Consider the following 26,940-nt stretch of genomic DNA (forward strand, 5'->3'; position numbering starts at 1 on the left):
AGTAGGTCATGAGTGGAGCCACGGGCGCTGCGGCGGGTGGACGGGGAGTTCGGAAGGACTCCCCGTCGGGACCCGCGACCGTGCAGGAGGACAGCGCCCGTGGCTCCGCCATTTCTGCCGACGGCCCCCGACACGAGGGCGCGCACCAGGGGGGACCCGTGAGCGACACCCGCCAGCCACAGCCGCAACCGCAGCCCCGGCCGCAGGACCCGGCCCCGCAGGCCGCAGAGGGCCCGCAAACGCCGTACCAGCCGCCCCAGGCGTATTCCACCGCCGGCGGGCCGGGCAGCGGCTCCCAAGCGGTCCGCAAGCCCCGTACGGGCGCCGCCACGGCCCCGCGGACGCGCAAGGCCCGGCTCCGGGTCGCGCGCGCCGATCCGTGGTCGGTGATGAAGGTCAGCTTCCTGCTCTCGATCGCGCTGGGCATCTGCACGGTCGTGGCCGTCTCGGTGCTGTGGATGGTCATGAACGCGATGGGCGTCTTCACCACGGTCGGCGGGACGATCAGCGAGGCCACCGGCTCCGGCGACGGCGGCGGCTTTGATCTGCAGTCGTTCCTGTCGCTGCCGCGGGTGCTGCTGTTCACCGGGATCATCGCGGTGATCGACGTGGTGCTGGCGACCGCGCTGGCCACACTCGGGGCCTTCATCTACAACCTCTCGGCCGGGTTCGTCGGGGGCGTGGAGCTGACCCTCGCCGAGGACGAATGAGGCCCGGGCGGGAGGGCGTCCGGGAGGCTCCCGGAACCGATTTTGGGAACGCCTCTGAAGTGCGCTAATCTTTCGGTGCAGCGAACGCGCGGCTATAGCTCAGACGGTTAGAGCGCTTCCCTGATAAGGAAGAGGCCCCAGGTTCAAGTCCTGGTAGCCGCACTGCACCATCGGCCCGGCCGGGGAACTCCCCGCCGGGCCGATTCGTTGTTCCGGTGCGGAAGTTGGCTCGCGGCGGGCGCCCGCGAACGAGGTGTTGCCGACCGCGAGCTAGGTAACCGATCGGTATCGGCCGGTGTGTATCATCGGCCGACATAGGTCCCCTACGTCAACGAAAGACGAGGTCGCGCGGTGAAGAAGCTTCTCCTGGTCGCACTGGCCGCCATCGGCGGGCTCCTCGTGTACCGCCAGATCCAGGCGGATCGCGCCGAGCAGGATCTGTGGACGGAGGCGACCGACTCCGTGCCCGCAGGTTCGGGTGTCTGAGACCCACCTACGTACAGCAAGTTCGTACGAACCCCGATTGCCCGGTGGCAGTCGGGGTTTCGTATGTCCGGGGGCGGGCGGGGCGGTGTGCGGTGGGAGCCGGGGAGCGGGCCGGGGTGGCTGATTGTCGTTGCGGGACCGTGACGGTGATCCTCTTGAGTTTGCTATCGCACACCATTAGCTTGCATAAGCAAAGTTTCTGTCGGTGATGTGACCAGCAGGACTCTGGGGGGATCAAGGAATGGCACACCGACCACGCAGAGGGGCGGGGGCGTTGCTCGGCGGGCTGATGCTGGCCCTGGCCGCCGTGGCCGCACCGTTTCAAGCCACCGCCGCGGGGACGTCAGACGCGGCGCCGGCCGCGGCCGGCAGCGGCATGGTGATGGTGCTCGACTCCTCCGGCTCGATGAGCGGGAGCGACGGGGCCGGCAGTACCCGGATCGCCGCCGCCCGCAAGGCCGTGGGCGCCGTCGTGGACGCCCTGCCCGACGGCTATCCGACCGGTCTGCGGGTCTACGGCGCGGACAAGCCCAAGGGCTGCGACGACACCCGGCTCGTCCAGCCGGTCGCCGCGCTCGACCGGGCGGGGCTGAAGCGGGCCGTCGCGGGCGTCCGGCCGAAGGGCGACACCCCCATCGGACTGTCGCTGCGCAAGGCGGCCGGTGACCTCCCCCGGCCGGCCGGCGGCTCGGGCGGCAAGCGCACGGTCCTGCTGATCTCCGACGGTGAGGACAACTGCCAGGCACCGCCGCTGTGCAAGGTCGCGGCCCAACTCGCCGCCTCCGGCGTCGATCTGCACATCGACGCCATCGGTTTCCAGGTGGCCGGCAAAGCCCGCGCACAGCTGGAATGCATCGCCAAGGCCGGCAACGGCCGCTACTACGACGCCCCGGACGCCCGGGCGCTCGCCCGTCAGCTCCAGCGGGCCGGCCAACTCTCCGCGGAGGGCTACCGGTTCAAGGGGAAGCAGGCCCGCGGCACGACGACGAAGAGCGGCGCCCCGCACCTCGTTCCCGGCCAGTATCTGGACTCCATCGGGCCCCACGAGGAGCGCTGGTACGCGGTCGAACTGGACGCCCGATCGACGGCCGACTTCTCGGCGACCGTGGTGCCGCAGTCCGGGGCCACCGTCGGCCTCCTCGACACCCTGAACACCCGGATCGCGTACGGCACCGACAGTGCCTGTGATTCCCGTACCGCGTTGTTCGGGCAGTCGGAGGGCGCCACGCCGCTGACGTCCGGCGTCAGCCGGGTCCCCTCGCAGACCGGCACCGGTACCTGCGACAAGGCGGGCCGGTACTGGCTGGTCGTCCAGCGCAAGGCCCCCAAGGGCTCGGACGCAGCGCGCTGGCCGATGGAGCTGACGTTTCACGTGGAACCACCGCTGACGAAGGGCGTCACCCCCGCGCAGTCGGAGCCCGAGTACGGAGCGGGCGGGAAGGACGCGACCCTGCCCACCACCGCGCCCCGGGACGTCACCGGCGGCACCGGCTTCAACGACGCACGCATCCTGCACCCCGGCGTCTGGCGGGACAGGATCCTTCCGGCGCAGACCCTTTGGTACAAGATGCGGGTCGGCTGGGGCCAGCAGCTGCGCTACGACGTGGAGTTCGCCAACGAACCGACGGTCAGGGGCCACAGCGCCGCCCTCTCCTCCGGCGGCACCCAGGTCTACACGCCGTTCCGCATCCCGGTCGGCAGCGGCACCGGTGAGTTCGACCCCTCGGTCCCGTACGACGGCCGGCCGGCCGCACTCAAGATGGGCACGGTCCCGGTCGCGTGGACCAACCGCTACGAGAACCACCCCAACGTCATTCCCGTGCACCAGAGGGGCGACTTCTACATCGCCGTGACGCTGGGCGCCAAGGCCGCCGAGATCGCCCAGAACCCGCGTATCGGGGTGGTGCTGCGGGTCGCGGTGCTGGGCAAGGAGAAGGGCGGCCCCGAGGCGGGCGCGGGCACGGTCAGCGGTGCCGCCGCCGAGCGAACTCCCGGGGCCCGGGCGGACGGTGCGTCACAGGACGTTGGAGGATGGTCCACAGCACGCGTGGTGGCCGTAGCCGTCGGTGCGGTGGGGGTCCTGATGCTGGCCGGTCTGGCACTGGCCTACGTAGGGGCCCGCCGGAAGTCGGCGGTCCGCGGCGGGGATTCGGATCCGATGAGGGGTGGCTCGTGGTGACCGGACGCACGGCGAGGCGGACCGTGTTTCACGTGAAACATGGCGGACGGGCGGTCGCCGCGCTGGCGGCGCTGGCCGCGGTGGCCGTACTTCCCGGGACGGTGGGCGTGGCCGCGGCCGCGACCGTGCCCGGCTACCGGATGGCGGACGACGCCACGGCGGTCAAGGGCACCGCCAGCCGCGCGGACGCCCCCGCGCTCAAGCCCGGGCTGCACACCGACACCCTCCGGCGCGGCCAGCAGAAGTACTACGCGGTGACCCTCGACGCCACGACCAACGCCTACTTCTCGGTGGTCGCCGCGCCCCGGCCGGGCACCAAGATCGAGGACTACAAGGACCAGTTCACCGTCAGCGTCCAGGACAGCAGCGGCCAGCCCTGCGGCACGGATGCGACACCGTCCTTCCACGGCGGCGGAATGGCCTATCCGATCGCCGACTACGCCACCCGCCGCATCGGCAGCGACCGCACCCAGTGCCAGGAGCCCGGGCCGTACTTCGTCGTCCTCACCCGGGAGGGATCGCAGACCTCCGGGCCCGACGCCTGGCCGGTCGAGCTGGACTACCTGCAGGAGCCTGCGGTCAAGGGCAGTGCCCCCGCCCGCCCGGCGCCGGGCTCCTGGTCCACCGCCACGCCCCCGGCGCGTACCGACACCACCAAGCGCCGGGCCAAGGGCGGCACCAGCTTCAACGACGCGGGCTCGGTCGCCGCCGGGGTGTGGACGGACCACATCGAGCCGGGCGAGACCCGCTTCTACCGCGTTCCGGTGGACTGGGGCCAGCGGCTCAACCTCAGCGCGGAGCTGCCCAACTCGGCCACCGGGAAATCGCGTTTCCTCGCCAACGCGCTCGGGCTGAGCGTCTACAACCCGGCCCGTGGTGCGGTCGGCAACGACAGCTTCGTCGCGTACGACAACGGGGCCGCCGCGAAGAAGTTCACCGCGCCGGTCGATTACGGCAACCGCTTCAACCCGACCGACGCGGTCAGCGCGATGCGCTTCGCCGGCTGGTACTACCTGGAAGTGAGCCTCAACCCCCACACCGCCCCGTACTTCCCCAAGGGCGCCGACCTCACGCTCCGGGTGGACGTCCGCCAGAGCCCGAAGCCGGGCCCCGCATACGCCTCCCCCAGCAAGGACTTCTCCGTCACGCCCGACGACCAGGAGGCGGCGCGGAACGGCCGCAGCGCACAGGCGGCCTCGGCGCGGAGCGGCACCCTGATGGCGGTCGCGTACGCCGGGATCGGCACGGGCGTGGTGCTGCTGACCGGGCTCGGGGCGTGGACGCTGGTGGCCCGGCGGTCCGCGGCGGCTGGTCCGCAGGTTCAACGCACGCCGGAAAGCCGGCCGTTCGGGCCACCTCGGGGCCGGTAGGCCGGGGTGGCCGGCGGGGTGGGGCGCGGTCTCAGGCGGTGAGAAGCGCCCAGACGCCGACCGCGATGCACAGCAGCGCCACGATCAACACCGGGACCGCGACCTTCGGGGGCGGTCCCGGTTTGCGGTACGGGGCGGGCGGCGCCACGGCCGGAGCGACGACCGGCATGCCGGCCGGCGGCTGCCCGGGAACCGGGTGCGGGCCCGCCGTGTAGGGACGGGTGGCGGCCGCCTCGGGCCGGACCGTGGCGGTGGGTTCGTACGCCGGCACCGGAGGCGGCGGGGGCACCACGGGGACCGGCTGGGGCAGGGGAGCGGGCGTCGGCGGGGTGGACGGCTCCGGCGGGGTGCGCGGCTCCGGCGGGGCGAGCGGGAAGCCGTCGGTGCCGGTGAAGAAGCCGCGCCCGGCCGTCCCAGGGTCGGTGAAGGAGCCGCGCCCGGCCGTCCCGGGATCGGTGAGGGAGCCGCGCCCGGCCGTCCCGGGATCGGTGAGGGAGCCGCGCCCGGCCGTCCCGGGATCGGTGAGGGAGCCGCGCCCGGTCGTCGTGGAACCGGTCGTGCCGGTGCCGGCCGCCGCGGGTCCGCCGTCCTGCGTGGGCTCGTCCGGCCCGCCGGTCGCCAGCGGCCCGTCCGGTCCGAACCCGGCCGGAAGCGGCCCGATGTGGTCGAAGACCTCGACGACCTCGTCCTCGACCGTTACCTCCGGCAGCAGCTCGACCACCGACAGGATCGCCTTGCGCGCCCCCGTGGCCGTCTTGAACCGGGCGTCCGGGTTCGGGTGCACCAGGGACGCCAGCACCTGCCACAGCGGCTCCGGTACGCCCTCGGGCGCGCTCGGGATCCCGTCGGCGAAGTGCCCGATCAGCGCCTCGGGATCCGGTTTGACGCCGGTGAGCAGATAGATCGCGACCAGCCCGACGGCGAACAGGTCGCCGGGGAAGTCCGGTTCGGCGCCCAGCAGCTGCTCCGGTGCGAAGTAACCGGGCGTCCCCACCACGTAGTTGGCCTCGGTGAGCCGGGGCTCGCCCTTGCGCATCGCGATGCCGAAGTCCGACAGCCGCAGATGCGGGCGGCCGGTGCCGGTGGCCTCCAGCAGGATGTTCGCCGGCTTGATGTCGCGGTGCACCACGCCCTCGGCGTGCACCGCGGTCAGCCCGGCCAGCAGCTGGTCCAGCAGCGTGCACACGAACCGCGCCGGCAGGGGCCCGTAATCACCGGTCAGATGAGCCAGCGAACCGCCGCTCACCAGGTCCATGGTGAACAGCACCTTGTCGTCGTCCGCCGCCCAGCTCGCCGGGGCCAGCACGTGCGGATGGTCGATCCTCATGGCCTGTTCGCGGACGAAGCGCAGCAGCGTGTGCGCATCGCTCTGCTGGAGCACCTTCGCCGCCACGTAGCGCCGCCGCCGGTGGTCCCAGGCACGCCAGACCGCGCCCACCCCGCCGCGCCCGATCGGGTCGATCAGCTCGTACCGGCCGGCGAAGATCTCACCCATTGCGCCCCGTCCGCTTCTTGGCCCGCGAAAGTCCCCTGTGGCTAACTCTGGTGCGCCTCATAGTGGGCGACCGCGTCCGCGGTGCGACCGGCACCGTAGACCCGGAGGAACTCTGCCAGTTCGGGGTGAGTGGGGGCGAGGGTGTTCGCCGCATCGATGATGTCCCCGGCGTCGGAGACCGAGCGCAGCAGCGACTGGATCTCGCGGACCACCCGGCGGACCGTGGTCGCCCCCGTCGACGACGTCTGCTGCGCGGTGTTGTTGAGCACCGAGCCGCCGGCCGTCTTCTTGATCTCTTCCATGCGGTCGGTGGCCTCGGCGGCGCTGATGCTGCCGTCCGCGACCTGGCCCGACAGCTCCTGCAGCGCCTGGACCCGCTGCACCACGGCCGGGTTGCCTATCTTCGCCCGCTGCCCGCTCATCAGCTGGGAGAGCATCGGGGCCGAGAGCCCGAGCACGGCGGCGAGCCGGGCCTGGTTGAGACCGAGGTCGTCGATGAGTCGGCGGAACAGCGCGCCCAGAGGCTCCCCGTACCAACTGCGCTGCAGCTCCCGGGCTCGCGCGGTGGCTTCCTGCTGTGCTGCGTCCATGCCGTCTCCCCTGTCTCCCCGATCGCTTCGCTGCCGCGAATCTCGCGAAGCATCCTACGGAGAGCGACGGTGTGCGGCGATACCCGGTCGGGAAAGCGCCCGGACACCGGGTACCCTGGTGCGCGAAGGGGCCTTAGCTCAGTTGGTAGAGCGCTGTCTTTGCATGGCAGATGTCAGGGGTTCGACTCCCCTAGGCTCCACTCCTCAAGCCCTTCCGGTCGGCGTCATCGCTGGTCAGAAGGGCTTTTTGCTGCGCTTGGGACTGACGGGCCATCACCGTGTCCCCGTTCGGGGCCCGCGGCCGCCGGCAGGCGAACGGGCCGCGCCCGCCGCCCCGCGGACGGGGTGGGGACGCGGCCCGGTGTGCTGTGGCGGTGCCCGGCGTCAGGCCGTGCCGCCGCCGCCTCGTTCATCGGCCTCTTCCTGCTTGGCCTGGACCTCTGGGTCGAGCGAGGCACCCTCGCTGCCGTCGACCGCGCTCAGCCGGCCGCGGTCGCCGACCTCGGTGGGGGCCGGCGGCTCGACCAGCCAGTCGGGGTTGGCCTGCTTGTCCCACCACTTCCATGCGGCGACCGCACCGGCGGCCAGGATGCCGAGCACCGCGAAGCGCTTGGCGGCCTTGCCCCGCCGGGCGCGGCGGCGGTGCTTCTTCTGCAGCCTGGCGATCTCCTTGGCGGTCACCTGGCCGCGCAGTGCCGCGAGCGCGGCGGTACCGCGGGCCACGGCTTCCTCACGTACCGGATCGGTCGCGGCGCGGGCACTGCTCACGGCGTGTTCCAGCCGCGGCGCGGTGTAGTCGGCGGCCTGGCGGGCCGCCTTGCGGGTCCGGCGCGCCGCCCGGTTCGCCGCCGCGTCCACCTTGGGCGGCAGGGCGCCGCGGGCGTGCTCGATACGCGGATGCAGATGGGCGTCGTACTGCACACGGGCCTGGTGGGCGGCTTCGGCCACCTTGGGGGCCATGCGCGTACGGGCCTCGTGCGCGTAGTGCACGGCGGCGTCCTTGGCCGTACCGGCATACGGAGCCACCGCCTCCGCGGCGTGCCGCACGCTGTCCCTGGCCGAACTGGTCGCGGTGCGCACGCTGTCCTTGCGGGTCACGGGATCCTCCTCCTCGGTGGCGTGTCCGGGGCTCGGGGGGTCGGTTCCCCTTGTCTGCTATGTCGCCTGTCCACCCGTTGGAAGATCATGCCCGCTCGCGCGACATACGGCATGTGCGAGGTGGCATACGGGTCAATACCGGACACTTCGGAGCTCTGTGGACGACGATGCCACGCTTTGCCGCCTGCCGCGCCCGAAATCAGTGCGAAGCCCGGTAAGAGGTGGTGGTCCGGCGACGGGAGGGGCACTTCGTGCGAGGATCGGGGGCCCGTCAGCAAAGACTCATGGAAGGTTGATCGTGGCTGAGCAGCTGTACGCCACCCTGAAGACGAACCAGGGCGACATCGAGATTCGGCTCCTGCCGAACCACGCACCCAAGACGGTCAAGAACTTCGTCGAGCTCGCCAAGGGTGAGCGGGAGTGGACGAACCCGGAGACCGGGGAGAAGACCACCGCTCCGCTGTACGACGGCACCGTCTTCCACCGGGTGATCAGCGGCTTCATGATCCAGGGCGGCGACCCGCTGGGCAACGGCACCGGCGGCCCGGGCTACGAGTTCGGCGACGAGTTCCACCCCGACCTGGCCTTCGACAAGCCCTACCTGCTGGCCATGGCCAACGCCGGCCCGGGCACCAACGGCTCCCAGTTCTTCGTCACGGTCTCCCCGACCGCCTGGCTGACCGGCAAGCACACCATCTTCGGTGAGGTCAGCAACGAGGCGAGCAAGAAGGTGGTGGACGCCATCGCCACCACCCAGACCAACCCGCGCACCGATCGTCCGGTCAAGGACGTGGTGATCGAGTCGGTGGTCGTCGAGACCCGCTGACCCGCGGCGCGCCCGGGCGCGGCCCGGGAACCATTGCGCCCCGCCTGGACGTACATCAAGCGGGGCGCGCAGCATGTCCGGGGTGGTGGTCGGGTGACGGGCGGGCGGGGCGGTGTGTTGTGATGCCCGTGTTTCGACGCCGCCCGGCGGACGTGGAAGAGGACGAGGGGACCGATGGACCAGGTGCCAGGCAGCCCGCAGGAGCCGCAGGACGCGCACGGCGATGACGGCCTGCCCGGCTGCTACCGCCATCCGGACCGCCCGAGCGGCATCCGCTGTACCCGCTGCGACCGCCCGGTCTGCCCCGAGTGCATGGTCAGCGCCTCGGTGGGGTTCCAGTGCCCGGACTGCGTACGCGGCGGCAGCGGCACCGGCCACTCCCCGCGGGCGACCGCCCCGCGCACGCTCGCGGGCGGCGCGGTCGCGACCGACCGGCGGCTGGTCACCAAGATCCTGCTGGGACTGAACGCCGCGGTGTTCGTGGCCGTGCTGGCGACCGGCGGCGAGACGAGCCCGCTGCCCGACCGGCTCGACCTGCTGGGCCTGGCCGCCGACCCGATCCGCTATCAGCTCGTCGGGGTCGCTGCGGGCGAGTGGTACCGCCTGCTGACCGCGATGTTCCTGCACCAGCAGATCGCGCACATCGCGTTCAACATGCTCTCCCTGTGGTGGCTGGGCCCGCCGCTGGAGGCGGCGCTCGGCCGGCTGCGGTTCACCGCGCTGTACCTGCTCTCCGGTCTCGGCGGCAGCGCGCTGTCGTACCTCCTCGCCGCCCAGAACCAGCCCTCGCTGGGGGCGTCCGGCGCGATCTTCGGCCTGCTGGGGGCGACCGCGGTGCTGATGCGCCGGCTGAATTACGACATGAAGCCGGTGCTGATCCTGCTCGCCTTCAACCTGGGCTTCACGTTCCTGTGGCCGCACATCGCCTGGCAGGCGCACGTCGGCGGGCTGATCGTGGGCGCCGCGGTGGCGTTCGGGATGGTGCACGCACCGCGTGACCGCCGGAACGCGGTGCATGTGGCGACGTGTGCGGTGGCGGTGCTGGCGATCGCCGCGGTGGTGTGGGTACGGACCCTCCAGCTGCTGGGCTGAGGGGTCGTCCCCACACGTTGTCCACAGTGCGTGGCCGATCTTGTGCAAGCTGTGCGGAACTCTGCCTCCGGACCGCTCTGACCTGTGTTTCCGCAGGAAGAGCCATGGAGGGAGCGGCCGGGCCGGAGGGCCCGGCCGATCACACCGGCGTCAACCGCCCGAGGGTTATCCACAGATCTTCTGAAGTTTTCCCCGGCTGTGGATAACCGTGTGGATGGCCTTGGGCAGGGCTTGCGCTACTTCCACTGAGTGGATACGCCGAAGCCCACCGCGATGAAGCCGAAACCGCAGACGATGTTCCAGTTGCCCATGGCCGCGATCGGCAGATCGCCCTCGGACACGTAGAACAGCACGATCCACACAAGACCGATCAGGAACATCGCCAGCATCACCGGCGCCACCCAACCCCGACCGGAGTTCATCTTCAGGTTGGTGGTCTTCGCCGGCGGCGGCGTGAAATCGTCCTTTTTGCGGATCCGTGACTTCGGCACGAGGAACTCTCCTGTCGATGCGCTGCGGTGTGCGCCGGGCGCGGACGCGGTGGGGTCGGATTCCTTTCCCGGGCGTCCGTTAGCGTAGTGCTTCCGCGGCGTCGTAAGGAGTAAGGGTACGTTGAGCAATCCCGCCGACCCCTCCGGCCTTCCCCGCCGTGCCCGTCTGCGGCCCGTCCGGCTGCTGACCCTCGTGGTCTTCGCCCTCGCCGGGCTGCTGTTCTGGCTGAGCTTCGACACCGCGCGGGGCACCAATCTGCGCTCCGACGACTCCATGCTGCGCCTTTCCGACCTCATCCAGGAACGCAGCCACAAGAACGGCGTCCAGGACGACCGCAACGCCACCCTGCGCGGGGAGGTCGACGCCCTCGCCCGGCGCGACAACGGCAGCTCCGCCGCCGAGGACGCCAAGCTCCGGGCGCTGGAGAAGAGCGCCGGCACCAAGCAGGTGTCCGGACAGGGCGTGACGGTCACGCTCATGGACGCCCCGCCGAACGCCACCGCCAAGATCCCCGGCGTCCCCGAGCCGCAGCCCAACGACCTGGTCATCCACCAGCAGGACCTCCAGGCCGTGGTCAACGCCCTGTGGCACGGCGGCGCCAAGGGCATCAAGGTCATGGACCAGCGGCTGATCTCCACCAGTGCGGTCCGCTGCGTCGGCAACACCCTGATCCTCCAGGGGCGGGTCTACTCCCCGCCGTACAAGATCACCGCGGTCGGCGACCGCGAGGCGCTCAACAACGCGCTGACCGCCTCCCCCGCCATCCAGAACTACCTGCAGTACGTCAACGCCTACGGCCTGGGCTGGAAAGTCGACCAGCGCGAGGCGGTGACTCTGCCCGGCTACTCCGGCACAGTGGATCTCCACTACGCACAGCCTGTGAAGCCGTAAGCCGTGCCCGCGGGCCGGCGGGAGGGCGGGCCGGATGACACTGCGGAGCCGGACAGCGGCGCGATGGATCGTACGGACGCTCAGCGAGATCTGCCTCACCGCCGGCGCACTGATCGTCCTCTTCGTGGTCTACCTGCTCTTCTGGACCGGCGTACGGGCCGACAGCGCCATGGACGGCGAGATCGGCGAGCTCCACGACCGGTGGTCGTCCACAGCGGCGGCCGCCCCCGACCGCACGCCGCCGCCCGGTAAGAGCCCCACCTCGGCCCCACCGCCCCGCCGTTACCGGTCGGGCGACTCCTTCGCCGTGATGTACATCCCGCGCCTCGGCGCCGACTGGGCCAAGCCCGTCCTGGAAGGCACCGCGACCGGCACCCTCCAGCGCGGCCTCGGCCACTACGCCCGCACCGCACGCCTCGGCGGCCTCGGCAACTTCGCCGTCGCCGGCCACCGCCGCACGTACGGCGATCCGTTCAAGGACTTCCCCGAACTGCGGCCCGGGGACGCCGTGGTCCTGACCGACGGCACGACCTGGTTCACCTACCGCATCGACAACCGCCCCTACACGACGCTGCCGGGCGACATCGGCGTGATCGACCCGGTGCCGCGGAAGTCCGGCTTCAACGGCCCGGGCCGCTACCTCACGCTGACCACCTGCGAACCGGAGTGGGGGCACAGCCACCGGCTGATCGCCTGGGCCCACCTCGATGCCACCCAACCCGTCGCCCAGGGAAGGCCGTCGGCTTTGACCGGCTGACCCACCCGCCCCCGCCCTCGCCCCTTACTCTGGTGTCGCAATCGACATCGTCATCGGCATCGGCAAGGGGACAGCGACAGCATGTACGGCTGGATCTGGCGGCATCTGCCGGGCAACACATGGGTCAAGGCGCTGATTTCCGTGGTGCTCGTACTGGCGGTCGTCTTCGTACTCTTCCAGTACGTCTTTCCGTGGGCGGAGCCGCTGCTGCCCTTCAATGACGTCACTGTCGACGAAGGGATGGCTGCCCTCTGATGACCGCACGGATTCTCGTCGTCGACAACTACGACAGCTTCGTCTTCAACCTCGTCCAGTACCTCTACCAGCTCGGTGCCGAGTGTGAGGTGCTGCGCAACGACGAGGTCGCGCCCCGGCACGCCCAGGACGGCTTCGACGGCGTACTGCTCTCGCCTGGACCCGGTACGCCCGAGCAGGCCGGCGTCTGCGTCGACATGGTCCGGCACTGCGCGGACACCGGCGTCCCGGTCTTCGGCGTCTGCCTGGGCATGCAGTCGATGGCGGTGGCCTACGGCGGGGTCGTGGACCGTGCGCCGGAGCTGCTGCACGGCAAGACCTCCCTCGTCGAGCACGGCGGCAAGGGCGTCTTCGCCGGACTGCCCTCGCCGTTCACCGCGACCCGCTACCACTCGCTGGCCGCCGAACCCGCCACCGTCCCGGACGCGCTGGAGGTCACGGCCCGCACGCACGACGGCATCATCATGGGCCTGCGGCACCGCCAACTCCCGGTCGAGGGAGTGCAGTTCCACCCCGAGTCGGTGCTCACGCAGTGGGGGCACCGGATGCTGGCCAACTGGCTCGTCGAATGCGGCGACGCAGGAGCAGTGGAGCGCTCGACGGGGCTTGCCCCGGTGGTCGGCAAGGTCGGCGCGTGACCGACCTACGCCCCGAGCGTGAAGGGAGACCCTACGAGCCGCACGGGCCGGAAGAGCCGTACGCGCCGCAGGACCCGTACGGGCCCCCGGACCCGCTCGGGCAGCCCGATGCGTTCGAGGCGGCGGTGGGCCGGCTCAGCGACCCGCTGAACGACCCGCTGCCTGGCCAGGACGCGCCGCCGCCCGGCACCGGCCGACGGCGGCGCCATGCGGCGCCACCGGCCGACGAGGGGCCGTCCTCGCCCTGGTTCCGCCCCCACCAGGAGCCGCAGCCCCCGTCCCCGCCCCGGCCCGACCCCGGGACGCCGCGGTCCTACGGCCCGGACCCCGCCGCCTACGGCCAGGCGTACGGCCCCCGCACCCGGTCCGGCGGCCCCGCCCCAGCCCCCGCCGCGCCCGAACCGATACCCGGGCCGCAGACCGCAGCCGCGCCCCCGGCGGCGCCTGCCCCCGCCCCGGCCGCTCCCGCCGCGCCTGCTCCCGCCCCGATGCCGCGGCGGGACGACGAGACCATGGCCCTGCGCCAGGCGGAAAAGCCCGGGTCGGCTGGCCGGAACGCCGTTTCACGTGAAACCGACGTCGTTTCACGTGAAACAGGAGCCGGTGTTTCACGTGAAACCACGTCCACGGCGTCCGGGTCGGCCGCGGCAGAGACGCCCGTGCCCGGCGGTCGCGCGGCCCGCCGTAAGGCCGCTCAGGAGGCCGCCAGGAGAGGCGGCCGGCGCGGCCGTCACAGCGGCGCTGCCCCCGCCGCCGCTGCCACGGCCTCCTCCGAACAGGCGCGTCCCCTCTCCCGCGTGGAAGCCCGCCAGGCCGCCCGCGCCGCGAAGGACAGCCCCAGCCTGATCGCCAGCCGCGCCCTGGGCGAGGCGTTCATCACCCTCGGCGTGCTGATGCTGCTCTTCGTCACCTACCAGCTGTGGTGGACGAACGTACGGGCCGAGGAGGAAGCCGGCGGCGCCGCCACCAACCTTGAGCACGAGTGGAACAAGGGCGGCGCGGAGAAGAAGAACCTCGCCGTCGGCGAGCGCTTCGGGATCATGTACATCCCCAAGCTCGATGTGAAGGCGCCGATAGCGGAGGGCACCGACAAGCACTCCGTGCTGGACCACGGCATGGTCGGTCACTACGACAAGAGCAGCGGGATCAAGACCGCGATGCCCTGGGACAAGAAGGGCAACTTCGCGGTCGCGGCCCACCGCAACACCCACGGCGAGCCGTTCCGCTACATCAACCGGCTCGTCAAGGGCGACAAGGTCATCGTCGAGACGAAGGCCGCGTACTACACGTATGAGATGGAGAGCGTGCTCCCGCAGACGTCGCCCAGCAACACCAGCGTGATCACGCCCGTACCGCCCGGCTCGGGCTTCACCAAGCCCGGCCGCTACATCACCCTGACGACCTGCACCCCGGAATTCACCAGTACCTTTCGGTTGATCGTCTGGGGCAAGATGGTCGACGAGCGGCCGCGGAGCAAGGGCAAACCGGAAGCGCTCGGCGGCTAGAAAACAAGAGGGGTGCTACGCGGTGACTGCAACCGGAACCGACGAAGAGAGCGACCGGTCCGCGCCGCCCTCGCCACCGCACCGGGTGCGCCGGACCATCGCGTCCGTCGTCAGCGTCATCGGTGAACTGCTGATCACCACCGGCCTGATCCTGGGCCTGTTCGTCGCGTACTCGCTGTGGTGGACCAACGTCCTCGCCGACCGCGAGGCGCACCAGCAGAGTGACCAGGTGCGCCGGCACTGGGCCAGCAGCGGCCCCAAGGGGCCCGGCGCGTTGGACACCAAGGACGGCATCGGCTTCCTGCACGTCCCCGCGATGGACAACGGCGAGGTGCTGGTCAAGAAGGGCACCAGCACCGAGGTCCTCAACGAGGGCGTGGCCGGCTACTACACGAAGCCGGTCAAGTCGGCGCTGCCGCAGGACAAGAAGGGCAACTTCACCCTCGCCGCGCACCGCGACGGCCACGGTGCGAAGTTCCACAACATCGACAAGCTCAAGGACGGCGACCCGGTCGTCTTCGAGACCAAGGACACCTGGTTCATCTACAAGGTCTTCGCGGTCCTGCCCGAGACGTCGAAGTACAACGTCGACGTCCTCAACAAGGTCCCCAAGGAGTCCGGCAAGCACCGGGCCGGCCGCTACATCACCCTGACGACCTGCACCCCCGTCTACACCTCGACCTACCGCTACATCGTCTGGGGCGAGCTGGAGCGCACGGAAAAGGTCGACGCGGACCGCACACCGCCGAAGGAACTGCGCTAGCCGCACACGGCCCGCCACGGCCCCGTACCGCCCAGCCGGCACACGACGAAGCCCCGGCCGCCCTCCACGGGCTGCCGGGGCTTCCTCGTCGTGCTGTACGGCTGTCAGCCGAACGGTCCGCCGATGAACCCGCCGCCGTTGTCACCGCCGTTGTCGCCGCCCCCACCGGCGGTGGTCAGCGTCACGGTGGTGGACTTCGGGTCGGACGGGGTGTTCGGCGCCGGGTCCTGGTTGATCACCCGGGCGTTGTCGTCCTGCGGCCCGTTGATCTGGATGTTGGTGAAGCCGGCCTGCTGCAGCGCCTTCTTCGCGTCCTTCAGCTTCTGGGTCCGCACCTCCGGCACCTGGACCTGCGCGGCTGCCTTGCCGATCACGAGGTTGACCGTGGAGCCGCTCTTGGCCGGGGTGTTGCCCGCCGGGGTCTGGTCGATCACCTTGCCGACCTGGCTCGGGTCGGGGGCGTCCTGCTCGGTCTTGGTGACGTTGAAGCCCAGGTCCTTCAGCTGCTTCTCGGCCGCCGCCGCGTCCTGGCCCTTGACGTCCGGCACGCCGGTCTTCTGGATCTCCTTGGCGACGGTGAGGGTGATCTCGGTGTCCTTGGTCGCCTTGCTCTGCCCGTCAGGGTTCTGCTTGATGACGGTGCCCGGCGAACGGTCGGACTCCTCGTCGACCCGCCTGACGTTCTGGAACCCCTTGTTGTGGAGCTCCCGCTCGGCTTCATCGAACTGCAAGCTCTTGACGTCGGGGACCGGCACCTTCGCCGCCCCCGCGCAGATCGTCACCGTGATCGTGTCGTTCTTGGCGATCTGGACGCCGGCCTCCGGGGTCTGGGAGGTGACCTGGTTCTTCTTGACGTTGGTACAGGGCTTGCGGCCGGCCGATTCGACCTTGAAGGAGCTGTTCACCCCGGACTGCTTGGCTTCCTTCAGCGTCCTGCCGACCAGGTTCGGGGCGTCGAACTTGGCGTCCTGCTTGCTGCCGGTGAACATCGCCTTGCCGATGAAGATCGCGCCGACCAGGACCAGCACCGCGGCCAGGACCAGCAGGATCGTCGAGACGTTGCTCTTCTTCTGGCCGCCGCCGCGGCGCCGGTCGGCCCGCTCGTCGTAGCCGTGGGCGCCGTCGTCCGGGTTCATCGGCGGGAGCATCGTGGTCTGGCCCGCCGGGTCCTGCGCCCGCAGCATCGTCGTGGGCTGGTCCTGGTCGTAACCGGCCGCGCCCATCGCCGAGGCCGCCGCGACCGGCTGGCCCTCCAGCGCCGCCTCGATGTCGGCGCGCATCTCGTCCGCCGACTGGTAGCGGTAGTCCGGGTCCTTGACCAGCGCCTTCAGGACGATCGCGTCCATCTCCGGCGTGATCTCGGGGTCGAAGTTGCTCGGCTTCTGCGGCTCCTCGCGGACGTGCTGGTACGCCACCGCGACCGGCGAGTCACCGACGAACGGCGGCCGCACGGTCAGCAGCTCGTACAGCAGGCAGCCGGTGGAGTACAGGTCGGAGCGGGCGTCGACCTGCTCGCCCTTGGCCTGCTCCGGCGAGAGGTACTGCGCGGTGCCGATGACCGCCGCGGTCTGCGTCATCGTCATGCCGGCGTCGCCCATCGCGCGGGCGATGCCGAAGTCCATGACCTTGACCTGGCCGGTGCGCGTCAGCATGACGTTGGCCGGCTTGATGTCGCGGTGGACGATCCCGGCCCGGTGGGAGTACTCCAGCGCCTGGAGGACCCCGATGGTCATCTCCAGCGAACGCTCGGGCAGCAGCTTTCTTCCGGAGTGCAGCAGCTCACGCAGCGTCGATCCGTCGACGTACTCCATGACGATGTACGGGATCGAGACACCGTCGACGTAGTCCTCGCCGGTGTCGTAGACCGCGACGATCGACGGATGGTTCAGCGAGGCGGCCGACTGGGCCTCACGGCGGAACCGGGCCTGGAAGGACGGGTCACGGGCGAGGTCCACCCGCAGCGTCTTCACAGCCACGGTGCGGCCCAGGCGGGTGTCATGCGCGAGGTACACCTCGGCCATGCCACCGCGGCCGAGCACCGAGCCCAGCTCGTACCGGCCGCCGAGGCGACGCGGCTCTTCCATAAGCTTCTCCAGCCCTCTCCGTCAGTCCCGACCGCACCCGTGTGTGTGGTCCGGCGGTGTGCTGTCCGAGCTACCGTACCCGGCACGCCCTACCGGACCGGGCCGGAGCCGCAACCTGATATGCGACCGGTATTGGCATGGCCCGGGTCACTTCTCGCCTTCGAGCACCGCTTCCATGACGCGCTTGGCGATCGGAGCGGCGAGCTTTCCACCCGCGATGTCGTTGCGCAGGGTGTCGGATCCCTCAATGACCACGGCGACCGCGACGGGGGTGCCCTTGTCGGTCTTCGCGTAGGAGATGAACCAGGCGTACGGGTTGTCCTTGTTGTTCTCACCGTGCTGTGCGGTACCGGTCTTACCGCCGACGGTGACGCCCTGGATCTGCGCGTTGGTTCCCGTGCCCTCCTTGACCACGGTCTCCATGATGCTCTGGACCTTCTGGGCGTTCTCCGGGCTCAGCGGCCGGCTCATCTCCTGCGGCGTGTGCTGCTGCACCACGTTGAGGTTCGGCGCGACCAGCGAGTCGACCATGTACGGCTTCATCAGCTTGCCGCCGTTGGCGACCGCGGAGGCGACCATGGCCATCTGCAGCGGGGTGGCCCGGTTGGATGCCTGGCCGATGCCCGCCATCGCGTTCTGCGGCCGGTTGTCCGTCGGGTAGATGCTCTCCGCGGCGCGGACCGGGGTGTCGATCTTGGCGTTGTTGAAGCCGAACTTCTCCGCCTCGGCCTTCATCTTCTTGTTGCCGAGGTCCGCGCTGATCTTGCCGAAGACGGTGTTGCAGGAGTACCGCAGCGCCTGCCGCAGGCTGGCGTTCTCACACGGGATGCTGCCCTCGTTCTTCAGCTCGATGCCCGAGGTGTCGGGCAGCGTGTACGGAAGTGGCGAGCGGGTGTCGGCATCGACGTCGGTGTAGAGCCCGTTCTCCAGCGCCGCCGAGGCCGTGACGACCTTGAAGGTGGAGCCCGGCGGGTAGGTCTGGCGCAGCGCCCGGTTGAGCATCGGCTCGTCGGGGTTGTTCTTCTTCAGCAGCGCGTTGTACGCCTCGGCGTCCTTGTCGCTCATCCCGGCGAAGGTGGACGGGTCGTACGACGGGGTGCTGGCCAGCGCCAGGATCGCGCCGGTCTCCGGGTTGATCGCGGCGACCGCGCCCTTGCTCTTGCCGAGCCCGTCGAAGGCGGCCTTCTGGGCCTTGGCGTCCAGCGTGGTCACCACGTTGCCGCCCTTCTGCTTGCTGCCGGTGAACATGTCCACCGTGCGGCTGAAGAAGAGCCGGTCGTCGGTGCCGCTGAGGATGCCGTCGTTGAGCTTCTCCAGCTGGTTGGCGTCGAACGCCTGCGAGGCGTAGCCGGTGACCGGCGCCCACATCTTGCCGTTCTTGTACGTGCGCTTGTACTTGAAGTCACCGCTGTCGGTGGTCGTCGAGCCGGTGATCGCCTTGCCGTCGACGATGATGTTGCCGCGCGGCGTGCTGTAGCGCTCGATCGCGACCCGGCGGTTGTGCGTGTCGTTCTTGAGTTCGTCGCCCTTGACGAACTGCACCCAGTTGACGCGGACCAGCAGGGCGAGGACGAGCAGGCCGCAGAAGATCGCGACCCGGCGCAGGGGCTTGTTCACGGGCGGACCACCTGGGTCATCTCGGCGTCGGTGGACGGTGCGGGGGTCGGTGCCGGGCGGCGCGCGGTGTCGCTGATGCGCAGCAGGATGGCCACCAGCGCCCAGTTGGCGATGACGGAGGAACCACCCTGGGCCAGGAACGGCATCGTCATACCGGTCAGCGGGATGAGGCCGGTCACACCGCCGGCGACGACGAAGACCTGCAGCGCGAAGGCGCCGGACAGGCCGATCGACAGCAGCTTGCCGAAGGGGTCGCGGGCGGCCAGTGCCGTACGGATACCGCGCTCGATCAGCAGGCCGTACAGCAGCAGGATCGCCATCAGACCGGCCAGGCCGATCTCCTCGCCGACCGTGGCGAGGATGTAGTCGCTCTTGGGGGCGATACCGCCGATGAGCCGGGAGTAGCCCTGGCCCAGGCCCGAGCCGAGGATGCCGCCGGAGCCGAAGGAGTACATCGCCTGCGCGGTCTCGGTGACACCGCCGTTGAGCAGCTCCAGCGGGTTCAGCCAGTTGTGGACGCGCACCTGGACGTGGGACTCGAACGTGGCCACGGCGACCGCGCCGCCCGCGCTGAGCAGCAGACCGAAGACGATCCAGCTGGTCCGCTCGGTGGCGACGTACAGCATGATCACGAAGAGGCCGAAGAACAGCAGCGAGGTACCCAGGTCCGTCTCGAAGACCAGGATCATCAGGCTGAGCGCCCAGATGACGAGGATCGGGCCGAGGTCGCGGCCGCGCGGGAGGTACAGGCCCATGAAGCGGCGGCTGGCCAGCGCCAGCGCGTCCCGCTTCACCATGAGGTAGCCCGCGAAGAAGATCGCGATGATGATCTTGGCGAACTCACCCGGCTGCAGCGAACCGACACCGGGGATGGTGATCCAGATGCGCGCGCCGAAACGGGCCGGGAAGAAGATCGGCGCGATCAGCAGCACCAGCGCGACCACCATCGAGATGTAGGTGTAGCGCTGCAGGACGCGGTGGTCCTTGAGGAAGATCAGCACGCCGAGGAAGAGCGCGACACCCAGCGTCGACCACATCAGCTGCCCCGGCGCCATCGCACCGCCCAGCTGCGGGGTGCTGATCTGCGGCTCCTGGTCCAGGCGCCAGATGAACACCAGGCCCAGACCGTTGAGAAGCGTGGCGATCGGCAGCATCAGCGGGTCCGCGTACGGCGCCCACTTGCGTACGACGAGGTGGGCGACGCCGGCCAGCAGGCCGAGGCCCAGTGTGTAGCCGAGCACGCCGGCGGGCACGGCCTCTTCCTTGGCCAGCCCGACGTTGATGTACGCGAACACCGGGATGAGCACGGCGAAGACGAGCATCGCCAGCTCGGTGTTGCGGCGGCTCGGGGCTCCGATCGTGCCGATGGTGGTGGTGTTGGTGGTACTGCTCATGAGATGTACGGCCCCCTACGCCCTACTGCTGGGTGCTGCAATTCTTTTCCAGCTTCTGCTGCTCCTCGGAGGGGGCCTGGCTGGGAGTGGGTGTGGGAGTCGCGGACGCGGGCGCCGACAGCGCCCCCGCCGTACCGGTGCCGGGCTTGGTGGTCGGCGTACCGGGCTTGGTCGGCGTGCCGGGCTTCGTTCCGGGCTTGGCGGGCGTGCCCGCCTGGCCCTTGCCCTTGTTGCGCGCCGCTTCGCGCTCGGCGGCCTCCCGCTGCTCCTTGCTGCGGCAGGCGTTCGCCTGCTTGCTCAGCTCGGTGACCTTGTCGCCGCCCTGCAGGCGGCTGTCGACCGCGATCGTCTGCTTGACCTGGTTGCGCTGGTACAGCGGCAGGTACTTGAGTTCGATCTCGGGGTGGTCCTCGTCCACGGCATTGAGCTTGAACCAGGCGAGGTCCTGGCTGATGCCGCGGTACAGCGCGACGTGGTCGTCCTTGGCGCCGACGAAGTACTGGGTCTGCGTCCAGCGGTAGCCCGCGTAGAGCCCGCCGCCGACGACGGCCAGCGCCAGCACGCCGAACAGCGACCGCTTGAGCCACCGCCCGCGCTTGGGCTTGACGAAGTCCTCGTCCATGAACGCGCCGAAGGAGCCCGGCGGCGGACCGCCGACCTCCGGGTCGCCGCTTCCGGGCGGTCCGAAGGCACCACCGGGCGCGGACGGCTGCCCGCCCGGGCGGCCGAGCTCGGCCGCCCGGGCGGCCGGCGTCTGGAGCGTGCTGGGGTCGTTGAGCTGGTTCTGGTTCTCCGCGACGGCACCGACGATCACCGGGGTGTCGTTGAGCTGCCCGGCCATCGCGTCGTTGCCGTCCACGTCCAGGACGTCGGCGACGATGCAGGTGATGTTGTCCGGGCCGCCGCCGCGCAGCGCGAGCTGGATCAGCTCCTGGATCGTCTCGTGCGGCCCGTGGTAGCCGGCCAGCGTCTCTTCCAGCGTCTGGTGGCTGACGACGCCGGACAGCCCGTCCGAGCAGATCAGATAGCGGTCGCCGGCCCGCACCTCGCGGATCGACAGATCGGGCTCGACGTGATCACCGCTGCCCAGCGCCCGCATCAGCAGCGACCGCTGCGGATGGGTGGTGGCCTCCTCCTCGGTGATCCGGCCCTCGTCGACCAGCCGCTGCACCCAGGTGTGGTCCTGCGTGATCTGGGTCAGCACACCGTCCCGCAGCAGATACGCACGGGAGTCGCCGACATGCACCAGGCCGAGCCGCTGGCCGGTCCACAGCAGCGCGGTCAGCGTCGTCCCCATGCCTTCGAGCTGGGGGTCCTCCTCGACCATCACCCGCAGCTGCTCGTTGGCACGCTGCACGGCACTGCCGAGCGAGGTCAGGATGTCCGACCCGGGGACGTCGTCGTCGAGCTGGACGAGCGTGGAGATCACCTCGGAGGAGGCGACCTCACCGGCGGCCTGGCCGCCCATGCCGTCCGCGATGGCGAGCAGCCGTGGCCCGGCGTAGCCGGAGTCCTCGTTGCCCTCGCGGATCATGCCCTTGTGCGATCCGGCGGCGAAGCGCAGTGACAGACTCATGTGCACCTCACCCGTCGGCTCGGGGTACAGCCGGTCTCGCCTGGCCACACTGCCCACCCTCCGGTCGGGAGCACGCCAGGGTCCGCCGAGTGGACCGCCGCGGCTCGCTCGCTCCGCTCGCTCATTGTCGTACTACTTCCGCAGCTCGATGACGGTCTTGCCGATGCGGATCGGGGCTCCCAGAGGAATCGGTGTCGGGGTCGTCAGTCGGGTCCGGTCCAGGTACGTGCCGTTGGTGGAACCGAGGTCCTCGACGATCCACTGGCCGTCACGGTCCGGGTAGATCCTGGCATGCCTGCTGGACGCGTAGTCGTCGTCCAGCACGATCGTGGAGTCGTGCGCACGGCCCAGGGAGATCGTCTGGCCTTGGAGGGCGACGGTGGTGCCGGTCAGCGACCCCTCGGAGACCACGAGCTTCGTGGGCGCTCCGCGGCGCTGGCGGTTGCCGCCGCGGCCGCCTTCCTGGCGGCGCTGTTGTTGTTGCTGCTGCGGGGGCGCGGCCTGGCGCTGCGTACGGGCTTCCTGCCCGCCGCGCCGGGCGGCCCCGCGCTGCGTCACGCGGGTGCCGAACAGATCGCTGCGGATGACCTGAACGGCCACGATGACGAACAGCCACAGTACGGCGAGGAAACCCAACCGCATGACCGTGAGGGTCAGCTCTGACATTGCCCCCGCTTCACCCTTCGGCTTGCCGGTAAACGATGGTGGTACTGCCCACGACGATCCGCGAGCCGTCGCGGAGACTAGCGCGGGTGGTGTGCTGCCCGTCTACCACGATGCCGTTGGTAGAACCCAGATCCTGGATCGTGGGGGGCGTTCCGACCCGGATCTCACAGTGACGCCGGGAGACACCCGGGTCGTCGATCCGTACGTCAGCGTCGGTGCTGCGGCCCAGCACGAGCGTGGGGCGCGAGATCTGGTGGCGGGTGCCGTTGATCTCGATCCAGCGCCGGGTCTGCGCGTGCGGCTGCGGCCCTGCACCGGGCGGTGCCGTACGGGGTACGGGCTGTGCGCCGCCGGGGGGCGGGGACGAAGGCATGGGGGGCGGGCTCACGTGGCCGGCGCCGGGCCGCGGGCCCTGCGGGATCGCCGAGGCGCGCTGGGCGGCCGCCTGGCCCGGGTGCTCCTGGGACGTGCTGGAGGCGAGGGTGCGGCTGCGCACGCGGTACAGGCCGGTGTCGAGATCGTCGGCCTTCTCCAGGTGGACCTTGATCGACCCCATGAAGGTGTAGCGCTGCTGCTTCGCGTAGTCGCGGACCATGCTCGACAGCTCGTCGCCGAGCTGCCCGCTGTACGGGCTCAGCCGCTCGTAGTCGGGGGCGCTCAGTTCGACGATGAAGTCATTGGGGACGACCGTGCGGTCGCGGTTCCAGATGGTGGCGTTGTTGTCGCACTCGCGCTGCAGCGCACCGGCGATCTCGACGGGCTGCACCTCGGACTTGAACACCTTGGCGAAGGTGCCGTTGACGAGACCTTCGAGACGCTGCTCGAAACGCTTCAGTACTCCCACGGGGCACCTCCTTCCTCAGTCTTCGTCGGTGTCGTCCTGATCGGGTGGTCCTGATACTGCTTACTGATCGTATCCACGCCTTGGGAAATCGGCTGGTTCCCCTTTCCCGCCTTGAGGACGAGTGTCGCCTCTCACAGGGTTGCCTGGTGCCTGTCCGCTCCTTGCCCGCTGCTCGTGCACTGCGATCGTAGATGTGCCCCGATGACAGTGTCCCGCAACCGCCGACCACTCCGGGCGGCCGGGCCCGCCGTCGTGCGGGCCCCGGACACCCTGCCCGCCACGGGGCCCCGCACGCCACCTCGTGGTTCCGTCCGTCACCACACCGCCCCGCACGTCCCCTTTGGCGGTGCTGCATGTCACCTCGACGGCATCTCGCGGTGCCGCACGTCACCGCTCGCCGCATGTCACCTCGCGGTGCCGCACATCACCTTGCGGTGCCGTCTGTCGCCTCCTGGTTCCGTTCATGGTTCCGTCTGTCGTCCTACGGCACTCACGTCCTTGTACGGCGCTGCACGGGCCGGGGACCCCGTCCAGGTCCCAGGGGACCCGGGCGGGGAGGGGCCCGGGGGAAAGGCGTGTGAACCCACCCCAGCCAGCGTGCTAATGTTCTGGATGTCGGCAGGCGCTCGCACAAGACCCGGACAGAACAACCCGGATCGCGTGAGAGAATCAACCGGCAGCACCCATGCGCGGGTGGCGGAATAGGCAGACGCGCTGGATTCAGGTTCCAGTGCCCGAAAGGGCGTGGGGGTTCAACTCCCCCCTCGCGCACAGATGAGACCCCCGGTCTCCGGAGAAATCCGGAGACCGGGGGTCTTTCGTTGTTCCTGGGCACGTTGCCTTCCTCACATTGTTGCCTCGGTCACCTTCTCGGTTGGGGATGGGTGCTGGGTGGGGACTGGGGGGCTGAGTGGGGGCTCGGCGAGGACTGGGGGCAGCTTGTGTGGGCTGCGTCACGGTCGCGTCACGGCCCGCCGTTAGGAGTCCGCAGGGAGTCTGCAGGGACGCCGTTGAGGCGTGCGCAGGGAGCCCGCGGGGAGGCCGCAGGGATATGGCTTCGCGGGATTCGTCAGGGCTGCTGCTGTAGTGAGTCCGTCACGGCCGTGCGGAAGGCGCGGATCCGGGCCGTCTCGCGGGCGGGGTGGTGGACCAGGCCGAGGACCGAGTCGGGGAGTCCGGTCACGGGGACGAAGGCGAGGTCGCGCCGGCCGTGGTAGTCCGCGGTGGGCCGGCACAGCAGCATCGCCCCGCGTCCGGCCGCGGTGAGGGTGAGGCCCTCCTGGAGAGTGCTGATCCGCGGCCCGGCAGGTACGGGGCAGCCCTGGGGTGTGGTGGCCGGGGCGTGGACCGCGCGCCAGTAGGGCGGAGCCGGATCGTCCGGGGAGATCAGCGGGACGCCGGCAAGCTCCTCGGCGCCGATCGCGGTCCGGGACGCCAGGGGATGCCGTACGGACACCGCGAGGGTCTGCTGCTGGGCGGAGAAGACCGGGCCGAGGGCGAGGTCCGGCTCGGCCATGGGCAGCAGCGTCACGGCGACGTCGACCGCTCCGCTGCGCAGCGCACCGAAGGGGTCGCACAAGGGGATCTCGACGATTTCGGTGGCGCAACCGGGGTGGCGGCGCTGGAAGGTGTCGATGGCCCGCATGATCCGGTCGTCCGCGGTCCCCTGGAACCCGATCGTCAGCCGCCCTTCGACGCCCCGGGCGGCACTGCGGGCACGCTCCACGGTGGCGCGCAGGGCGTCGTACGCGGGGCGCAGCGACGTACGGAACTCCTCGCCGAGCGGGGTCAGCCGGACCCGGCGGCTGGTGCGGTCGACGAGGCGGGCGCCGATCCGTGACTCCAGGGAACGCAGCAGCTGGCTGACGCGGCTCTGCGAGACGTACAGCCGCTCGCCGGTGCGCCCGAAGTGCAGTTCCTCGGACAGCACGAGGAAGCACTCCAGCTCGCGGAGTTCGAGGCCGGGGGCAGCGGTCATGAGGTGTACCCACTCCTGGGAGCGATGGGGAGCGGCGGGGGCGTTGGTGCTCGTTGGGGATCGGTGGGGGCGTTGGGGATCGATGAGTCCTGCTCATAGAAGGGTGAGGAGTTGGCCGTTGTTCCCCGGGCGCCGTGCGCCTTGGCTGGGGGCATGACGAACAGTGAGGACGGGCCGGTGACGAGTCCGGGGGTGAGCCTGGGGATGAGTCCGGAGAGCTCCGGGGTGGGCCCGGCGATGGGGCACGTGGGGGTGGCTGCGGAGCAGCCCGTGACGGCGACGGGCGATGGTCAGCAACTCGGGGACCGGGGTGGGGAGTTGGGCGCCCAAGGGACAGCTGGGCGGGGTGGGGGCTGGCCGGCGGTGGCGACGCTGGCGGCGGCGACCTTCACGGTCGTCACGTCCGAGATGCTGCCCGTCGGGCTGCTGACCCCGATCGGCCGGGAGCTGCGGGTCTCGGACGGGACGGCGGGGCTGACGCTGACCGTGACCGGCCTGGTGGCCGCGGTGGCCGCGCCGGTGCTGACGCTGCTGGTGGGGCGGCGGGACCGGCGGGCAGTGCTGGCCGCCCTGATGGCCACGCTGACGGCGGCGAACCTGCTTGCCGCGTACGCCCCGAACATCGCGGTGCTGCTGGTGGCCCGGGTACTGGTGGGGCTGGGGATGGGCGGGGTATGGGCGATTGCGGCGGGGCTTGCGGTGCGGCTGGTGCCCACGCACCGGGTCGCGGCGGCCACGTCCCTGGTCTTCAGCGGGGTCGCGGCAGCCTCGGTGCTGGGGGTCCCGGCCGGTACGTCCCTGGGCCAATGGAGCGGCTGGCGCGCGGCGTTCATGGGGATGGCCGCGGTGTGCGCGGTGGTGGCGCTCGCGCTGACCGTCCTGCTGCCGCCGCTTCCGGAGCCCGCCGCGGTCCGCCTCGCCGGGGTACTCGGGCTCCTGCGCGGTGCGCCCGTACGGACGGGACTGCTGCTGGTGACGCTTCTGGTGACGGGCCATTTCGCGGCGTACACGTATGTGCGGCCGGTACTGGAGGACGTGGCCGGTGTGCAGCCGGGGCAGATCAGCACGCTGTTGCTGGCCTTCGGCCTCGCCGGTCTGGCCGGGAACTTCGGGGCGGGGGCCGGGGCGGCGCGGGCCCCGCGCGCGACGCTGGTGGTGATCTGCGGGGTGCTCGCCGGAACGGTCCTGCTGGTGCCGCTGCTGGGGCGGGGCACCGGGGTGGCCGGGCCGGGGGCCCTGATGGCCGTGGGGGGCCTGTTGGCCGTATGGGGCCTGTCTTACGGGGGTGTCTCGGTCAGCACCCAGACGTGGCTGATGGCGGCCGCACCGAGTGCGCGGGAGGCCGCCTCCGCGCTGTTCGTGGCGGTGTTCAACGGGGCCATCGCCCTGGGCGCCTTCCTGGGCGGCCGGGCCGCGGACAGTTGGGGGCCGGCTGGCGTGATGTGGCTGGGCGGCGCACTGGCGGCGGGGGCGCTGGTGACGGCGGGGTGGGGAAGGGGCCAGGAAGGGGATGGGGATGGGGATGGGGCCGGTGATTGGTGATGCGGCCGGAGAAGGGGATGGGGTGGGGAAGGGGCGGGGGGCTCTCCGTAGAGGGGCTCTTTCGTTGGCGAGCCCCCGCCGCGGGTTCCGGG

At 70.7% G+C, this 26,940-nt stretch carries 24 protein-coding genes and 3 tRNA genes; 16 read left to right on the plus strand and 11 right to left on the minus strand.

Annotation, left to right across the window (positions count from 1 at the left end; translation table 11 throughout):
- The first annotated feature begins 8 nt into the window (after window positions 1–8).
- From ACZ7MX_RS12700 to ACZ7MX_RS12720, 5 genes are all read left to right on the plus strand, one after another.
- Window positions 9–710 carry a DUF3566 domain-containing protein gene (locus ACZ7MX_RS12700; protein ID WP_472131558.1) on the plus strand — a complete coding sequence of 234 codons (702 nt, stop codon included), beginning with the start codon at window positions 9–11 and terminating at the stop codon, window positions 708–710.
- Between the two features lie 88 nt (window positions 711–798).
- Window positions 799–872 (plus strand) — tRNA-Ile (locus tag ACZ7MX_RS12705).
- A gap of 189 nt (window positions 873–1,061) precedes the next feature.
- On the plus strand, window positions 1,062–1,196 hold the full coding sequence (locus ACZ7MX_RS12710) for a DLW-39 family protein (RefSeq protein WP_003958712.1): 135 nt from the start codon (window positions 1,062–1,064) through the stop codon (window positions 1,194–1,196).
- Window positions 1,197–1,437: 241 nt separating this feature from the next.
- On the plus strand, window positions 1,438–3,375 hold the full coding sequence (locus ACZ7MX_RS12715) for a vWA domain-containing protein (RefSeq protein ID WP_472131559.1): 1,938 nt from the start codon (window positions 1,438–1,440) through the stop codon (window positions 3,373–3,375).
- A gap of 32 nt (window positions 3,376–3,407) precedes the next feature.
- Complete coding sequence (locus ACZ7MX_RS12720) at window positions 3,408–4,745, plus strand: hypothetical protein (protein WP_472131560.1); 1,338 nt, start codon at window positions 3,408–3,410, stop codon at window positions 4,743–4,745.
- A gap of 31 nt (window positions 4,746–4,776) precedes the next feature.
- Here the strand turns inward: ACZ7MX_RS12720 and ACZ7MX_RS12725 are convergent, their stop codons facing one another.
- A complete protein-coding gene (locus tag ACZ7MX_RS12725; protein WP_472131561.1) occupies window positions 4,777–6,240 on the minus strand; it encodes a serine/threonine-protein kinase in 1,464 nt (487 codons plus the stop codon).
- Between the two features lie 41 nt (window positions 6,241–6,281).
- Entirely contained in the window at window positions 6,282–6,830 is a 549-nt protein-coding gene (locus tag ACZ7MX_RS12730; protein ID WP_472131562.1) for a helix-turn-helix domain-containing protein, read from the minus strand.
- A 127-nt stretch (window positions 6,831–6,957) separates the two neighbouring features.
- Here ACZ7MX_RS12730 and ACZ7MX_RS12735 point away from each other — a divergent pair.
- Window positions 6,958–7,030 (plus strand) — tRNA-Ala (locus ACZ7MX_RS12735).
- Between the two features lie 184 nt (window positions 7,031–7,214).
- Here ACZ7MX_RS12735 and ACZ7MX_RS12740 read toward each other — a convergent pair.
- Window positions 7,215–7,928, minus strand: coding sequence for a DUF5324 family protein (locus tag ACZ7MX_RS12740; protein ID WP_472131563.1), 714 nt, complete (start codon window positions 7,926–7,928; stop codon window positions 7,215–7,217).
- A gap of 298 nt (window positions 7,929–8,226) precedes the next feature.
- Between ACZ7MX_RS12740 and ACZ7MX_RS12745 the strand changes: the two genes are divergently transcribed.
- On the plus strand, window positions 8,227–8,754 hold the full coding sequence (locus tag ACZ7MX_RS12745) for a peptidylprolyl isomerase (protein WP_030412293.1): 528 nt from the start codon (window positions 8,227–8,229) through the stop codon (window positions 8,752–8,754).
- A 174-nt stretch (window positions 8,755–8,928) separates the two neighbouring features.
- On the plus strand, window positions 8,929–9,846 hold the full coding sequence (locus ACZ7MX_RS12750) for a rhomboid family intramembrane serine protease (RefSeq protein ID WP_472131564.1): 918 nt from the start codon (window positions 8,929–8,931) through the stop codon (window positions 9,844–9,846).
- A 236-nt stretch (window positions 9,847–10,082) separates the two neighbouring features.
- On the opposite strand, the gene crgA is transcribed toward ACZ7MX_RS12750, so the two are convergent.
- On the minus strand, window positions 10,083–10,337 hold the full coding sequence (gene crgA / locus ACZ7MX_RS12755) for a cell division protein CrgA (protein WP_030412295.1): 255 nt from the start codon (window positions 10,335–10,337) through the stop codon (window positions 10,083–10,085).
- 121 nt (window positions 10,338–10,458) lie between these two features.
- Between crgA and ACZ7MX_RS12760 the strand changes: the two genes are divergently transcribed.
- The 6 genes from ACZ7MX_RS12760 to ACZ7MX_RS12785 all read left to right on the plus strand — a co-directional run bounded on the left by ACZ7MX_RS12760 (window position 10,459) and on the right by ACZ7MX_RS12785 (window position 15,147).
- On the plus strand, window positions 10,459–11,229 hold the full coding sequence (locus ACZ7MX_RS12760) for a DUF881 domain-containing protein (protein ID WP_030798418.1): 771 nt from the start codon (window positions 10,459–10,461) through the stop codon (window positions 11,227–11,229).
- Between the two features lie 34 nt (window positions 11,230–11,263).
- Window positions 11,264–11,986, plus strand: a complete 723-nt coding sequence (locus ACZ7MX_RS12765) for a class E sortase (protein ID WP_472131565.1) — start codon at window positions 11,264–11,266, stop codon at window positions 11,984–11,986.
- Between the two features lie 81 nt (window positions 11,987–12,067).
- A complete protein-coding gene (locus ACZ7MX_RS12770) occupies window positions 12,068–12,241 on the plus strand; it encodes a hypothetical protein (RefSeq protein ID WP_030412298.1) in 174 nt (57 codons plus the stop codon).
- Window positions 12,241–12,879 carry an aminodeoxychorismate/anthranilate synthase component II gene (locus ACZ7MX_RS12775; protein ID WP_472131566.1) on the plus strand — a complete coding sequence of 213 codons (639 nt, stop codon included), beginning with the start codon at window positions 12,241–12,243 and terminating at the stop codon, window positions 12,877–12,879. Before ACZ7MX_RS12770 ends, ACZ7MX_RS12775 begins: the two co-directional genes overlap by 1 nt.
- Window positions 12,876–14,384: a class E sortase gene (locus tag ACZ7MX_RS12780; RefSeq protein ID WP_472131567.1), complete on the plus strand. Its 1,509-nt coding sequence runs from the start codon at window positions 12,876–12,878 to the stop codon at window positions 14,382–14,384. The genes ACZ7MX_RS12775 and ACZ7MX_RS12780 overlap by 4 nt, the downstream gene beginning before the upstream one ends.
- Window positions 14,385–14,406: 22 nt before the next feature.
- Window positions 14,407–15,147: a class E sortase gene (locus ACZ7MX_RS12785; protein ID WP_472131568.1), complete on the plus strand. Its 741-nt coding sequence runs from the start codon at window positions 14,407–14,409 to the stop codon at window positions 15,145–15,147.
- 104 nt (window positions 15,148–15,251) lie between these two features.
- Here the strand turns inward: ACZ7MX_RS12785 and pknB are convergent, their stop codons facing one another.
- The 6 genes from pknB to ACZ7MX_RS12815 all read right to left on the minus strand — a co-directional run bounded on the left by pknB (window position 15,252) and on the right by ACZ7MX_RS12815 (window position 23,328).
- Window positions 15,252–17,231 carry a Stk1 family PASTA domain-containing Ser/Thr kinase gene (gene pknB / locus ACZ7MX_RS12790; RefSeq protein WP_472131569.1) on the minus strand — a complete coding sequence of 660 codons (1,980 nt, stop codon included), beginning with the start codon at window positions 17,229–17,231 and terminating at the stop codon, window positions 15,252–15,254.
- Window positions 17,232–17,378: 147 nt separating this feature from the next.
- Window positions 17,379–18,848, minus strand: coding sequence for a peptidoglycan D,D-transpeptidase FtsI family protein (locus ACZ7MX_RS12795; RefSeq protein WP_472131570.1), 1,470 nt, complete (start codon window positions 18,846–18,848; stop codon window positions 17,379–17,381).
- Complete coding sequence (locus ACZ7MX_RS12800; RefSeq protein ID WP_030412304.1) at window positions 18,845–20,242, minus strand: FtsW/RodA/SpoVE family cell cycle protein; 1,398 nt, start codon at window positions 20,240–20,242, stop codon at window positions 18,845–18,847. The genes ACZ7MX_RS12795 and ACZ7MX_RS12800 overlap by 4 nt, the downstream gene beginning before the upstream one ends.
- A gap of 22 nt (window positions 20,243–20,264) precedes the next feature.
- The gene (locus tag ACZ7MX_RS12805) at window positions 20,265–21,818 is read right to left on the minus strand and encodes a PP2C family protein-serine/threonine phosphatase (RefSeq protein ID WP_472131571.1); all 1,554 of its coding nucleotides are present in this window, start codon (window positions 21,816–21,818) and stop codon (window positions 20,265–20,267) included.
- A gap of 132 nt (window positions 21,819–21,950) precedes the next feature.
- Window positions 21,951–22,484, minus strand: a complete 534-nt coding sequence (locus ACZ7MX_RS12810; RefSeq protein WP_030798432.1) for an FHA domain-containing protein FhaB/FipA — start codon at window positions 22,482–22,484, stop codon at window positions 21,951–21,953.
- Window positions 22,485–22,494: 10 nt separating this feature from the next.
- Window positions 22,495–23,328, minus strand: a complete 834-nt coding sequence (locus tag ACZ7MX_RS12815) for an FhaA domain-containing protein (RefSeq protein ID WP_467700580.1) — start codon at window positions 23,326–23,328, stop codon at window positions 22,495–22,497.
- A 687-nt stretch (window positions 23,329–24,015) separates the two neighbouring features.
- Here ACZ7MX_RS12815 and ACZ7MX_RS12820 point away from each other — a divergent pair.
- Window positions 24,016–24,099 (plus strand) — tRNA-Leu (locus ACZ7MX_RS12820).
- A gap of 298 nt (window positions 24,100–24,397) precedes the next feature.
- On the opposite strand, the gene ACZ7MX_RS12825 is transcribed toward ACZ7MX_RS12820, so the two are convergent.
- A complete protein-coding gene (locus ACZ7MX_RS12825) occupies window positions 24,398–25,306 on the minus strand; it encodes a LysR family transcriptional regulator (RefSeq protein WP_472131572.1) in 909 nt (302 codons plus the stop codon).
- Window positions 25,307–25,669: 363 nt separating this feature from the next.
- Between ACZ7MX_RS12825 and ACZ7MX_RS12830 the strand changes: the two genes are divergently transcribed.
- Window positions 25,670–26,848 (plus strand): MFS transporter, encoded by a 1,179-nt coding sequence (locus ACZ7MX_RS12830; protein WP_472131805.1) that lies wholly within the window; start codon window positions 25,670–25,672, stop codon window positions 26,846–26,848.
- Window positions 26,849–26,940: the final 92 nt, after the last annotated feature.

It is taken from the genome of Streptomyces sp. NPDC107765, assembly GCF_055657085.1.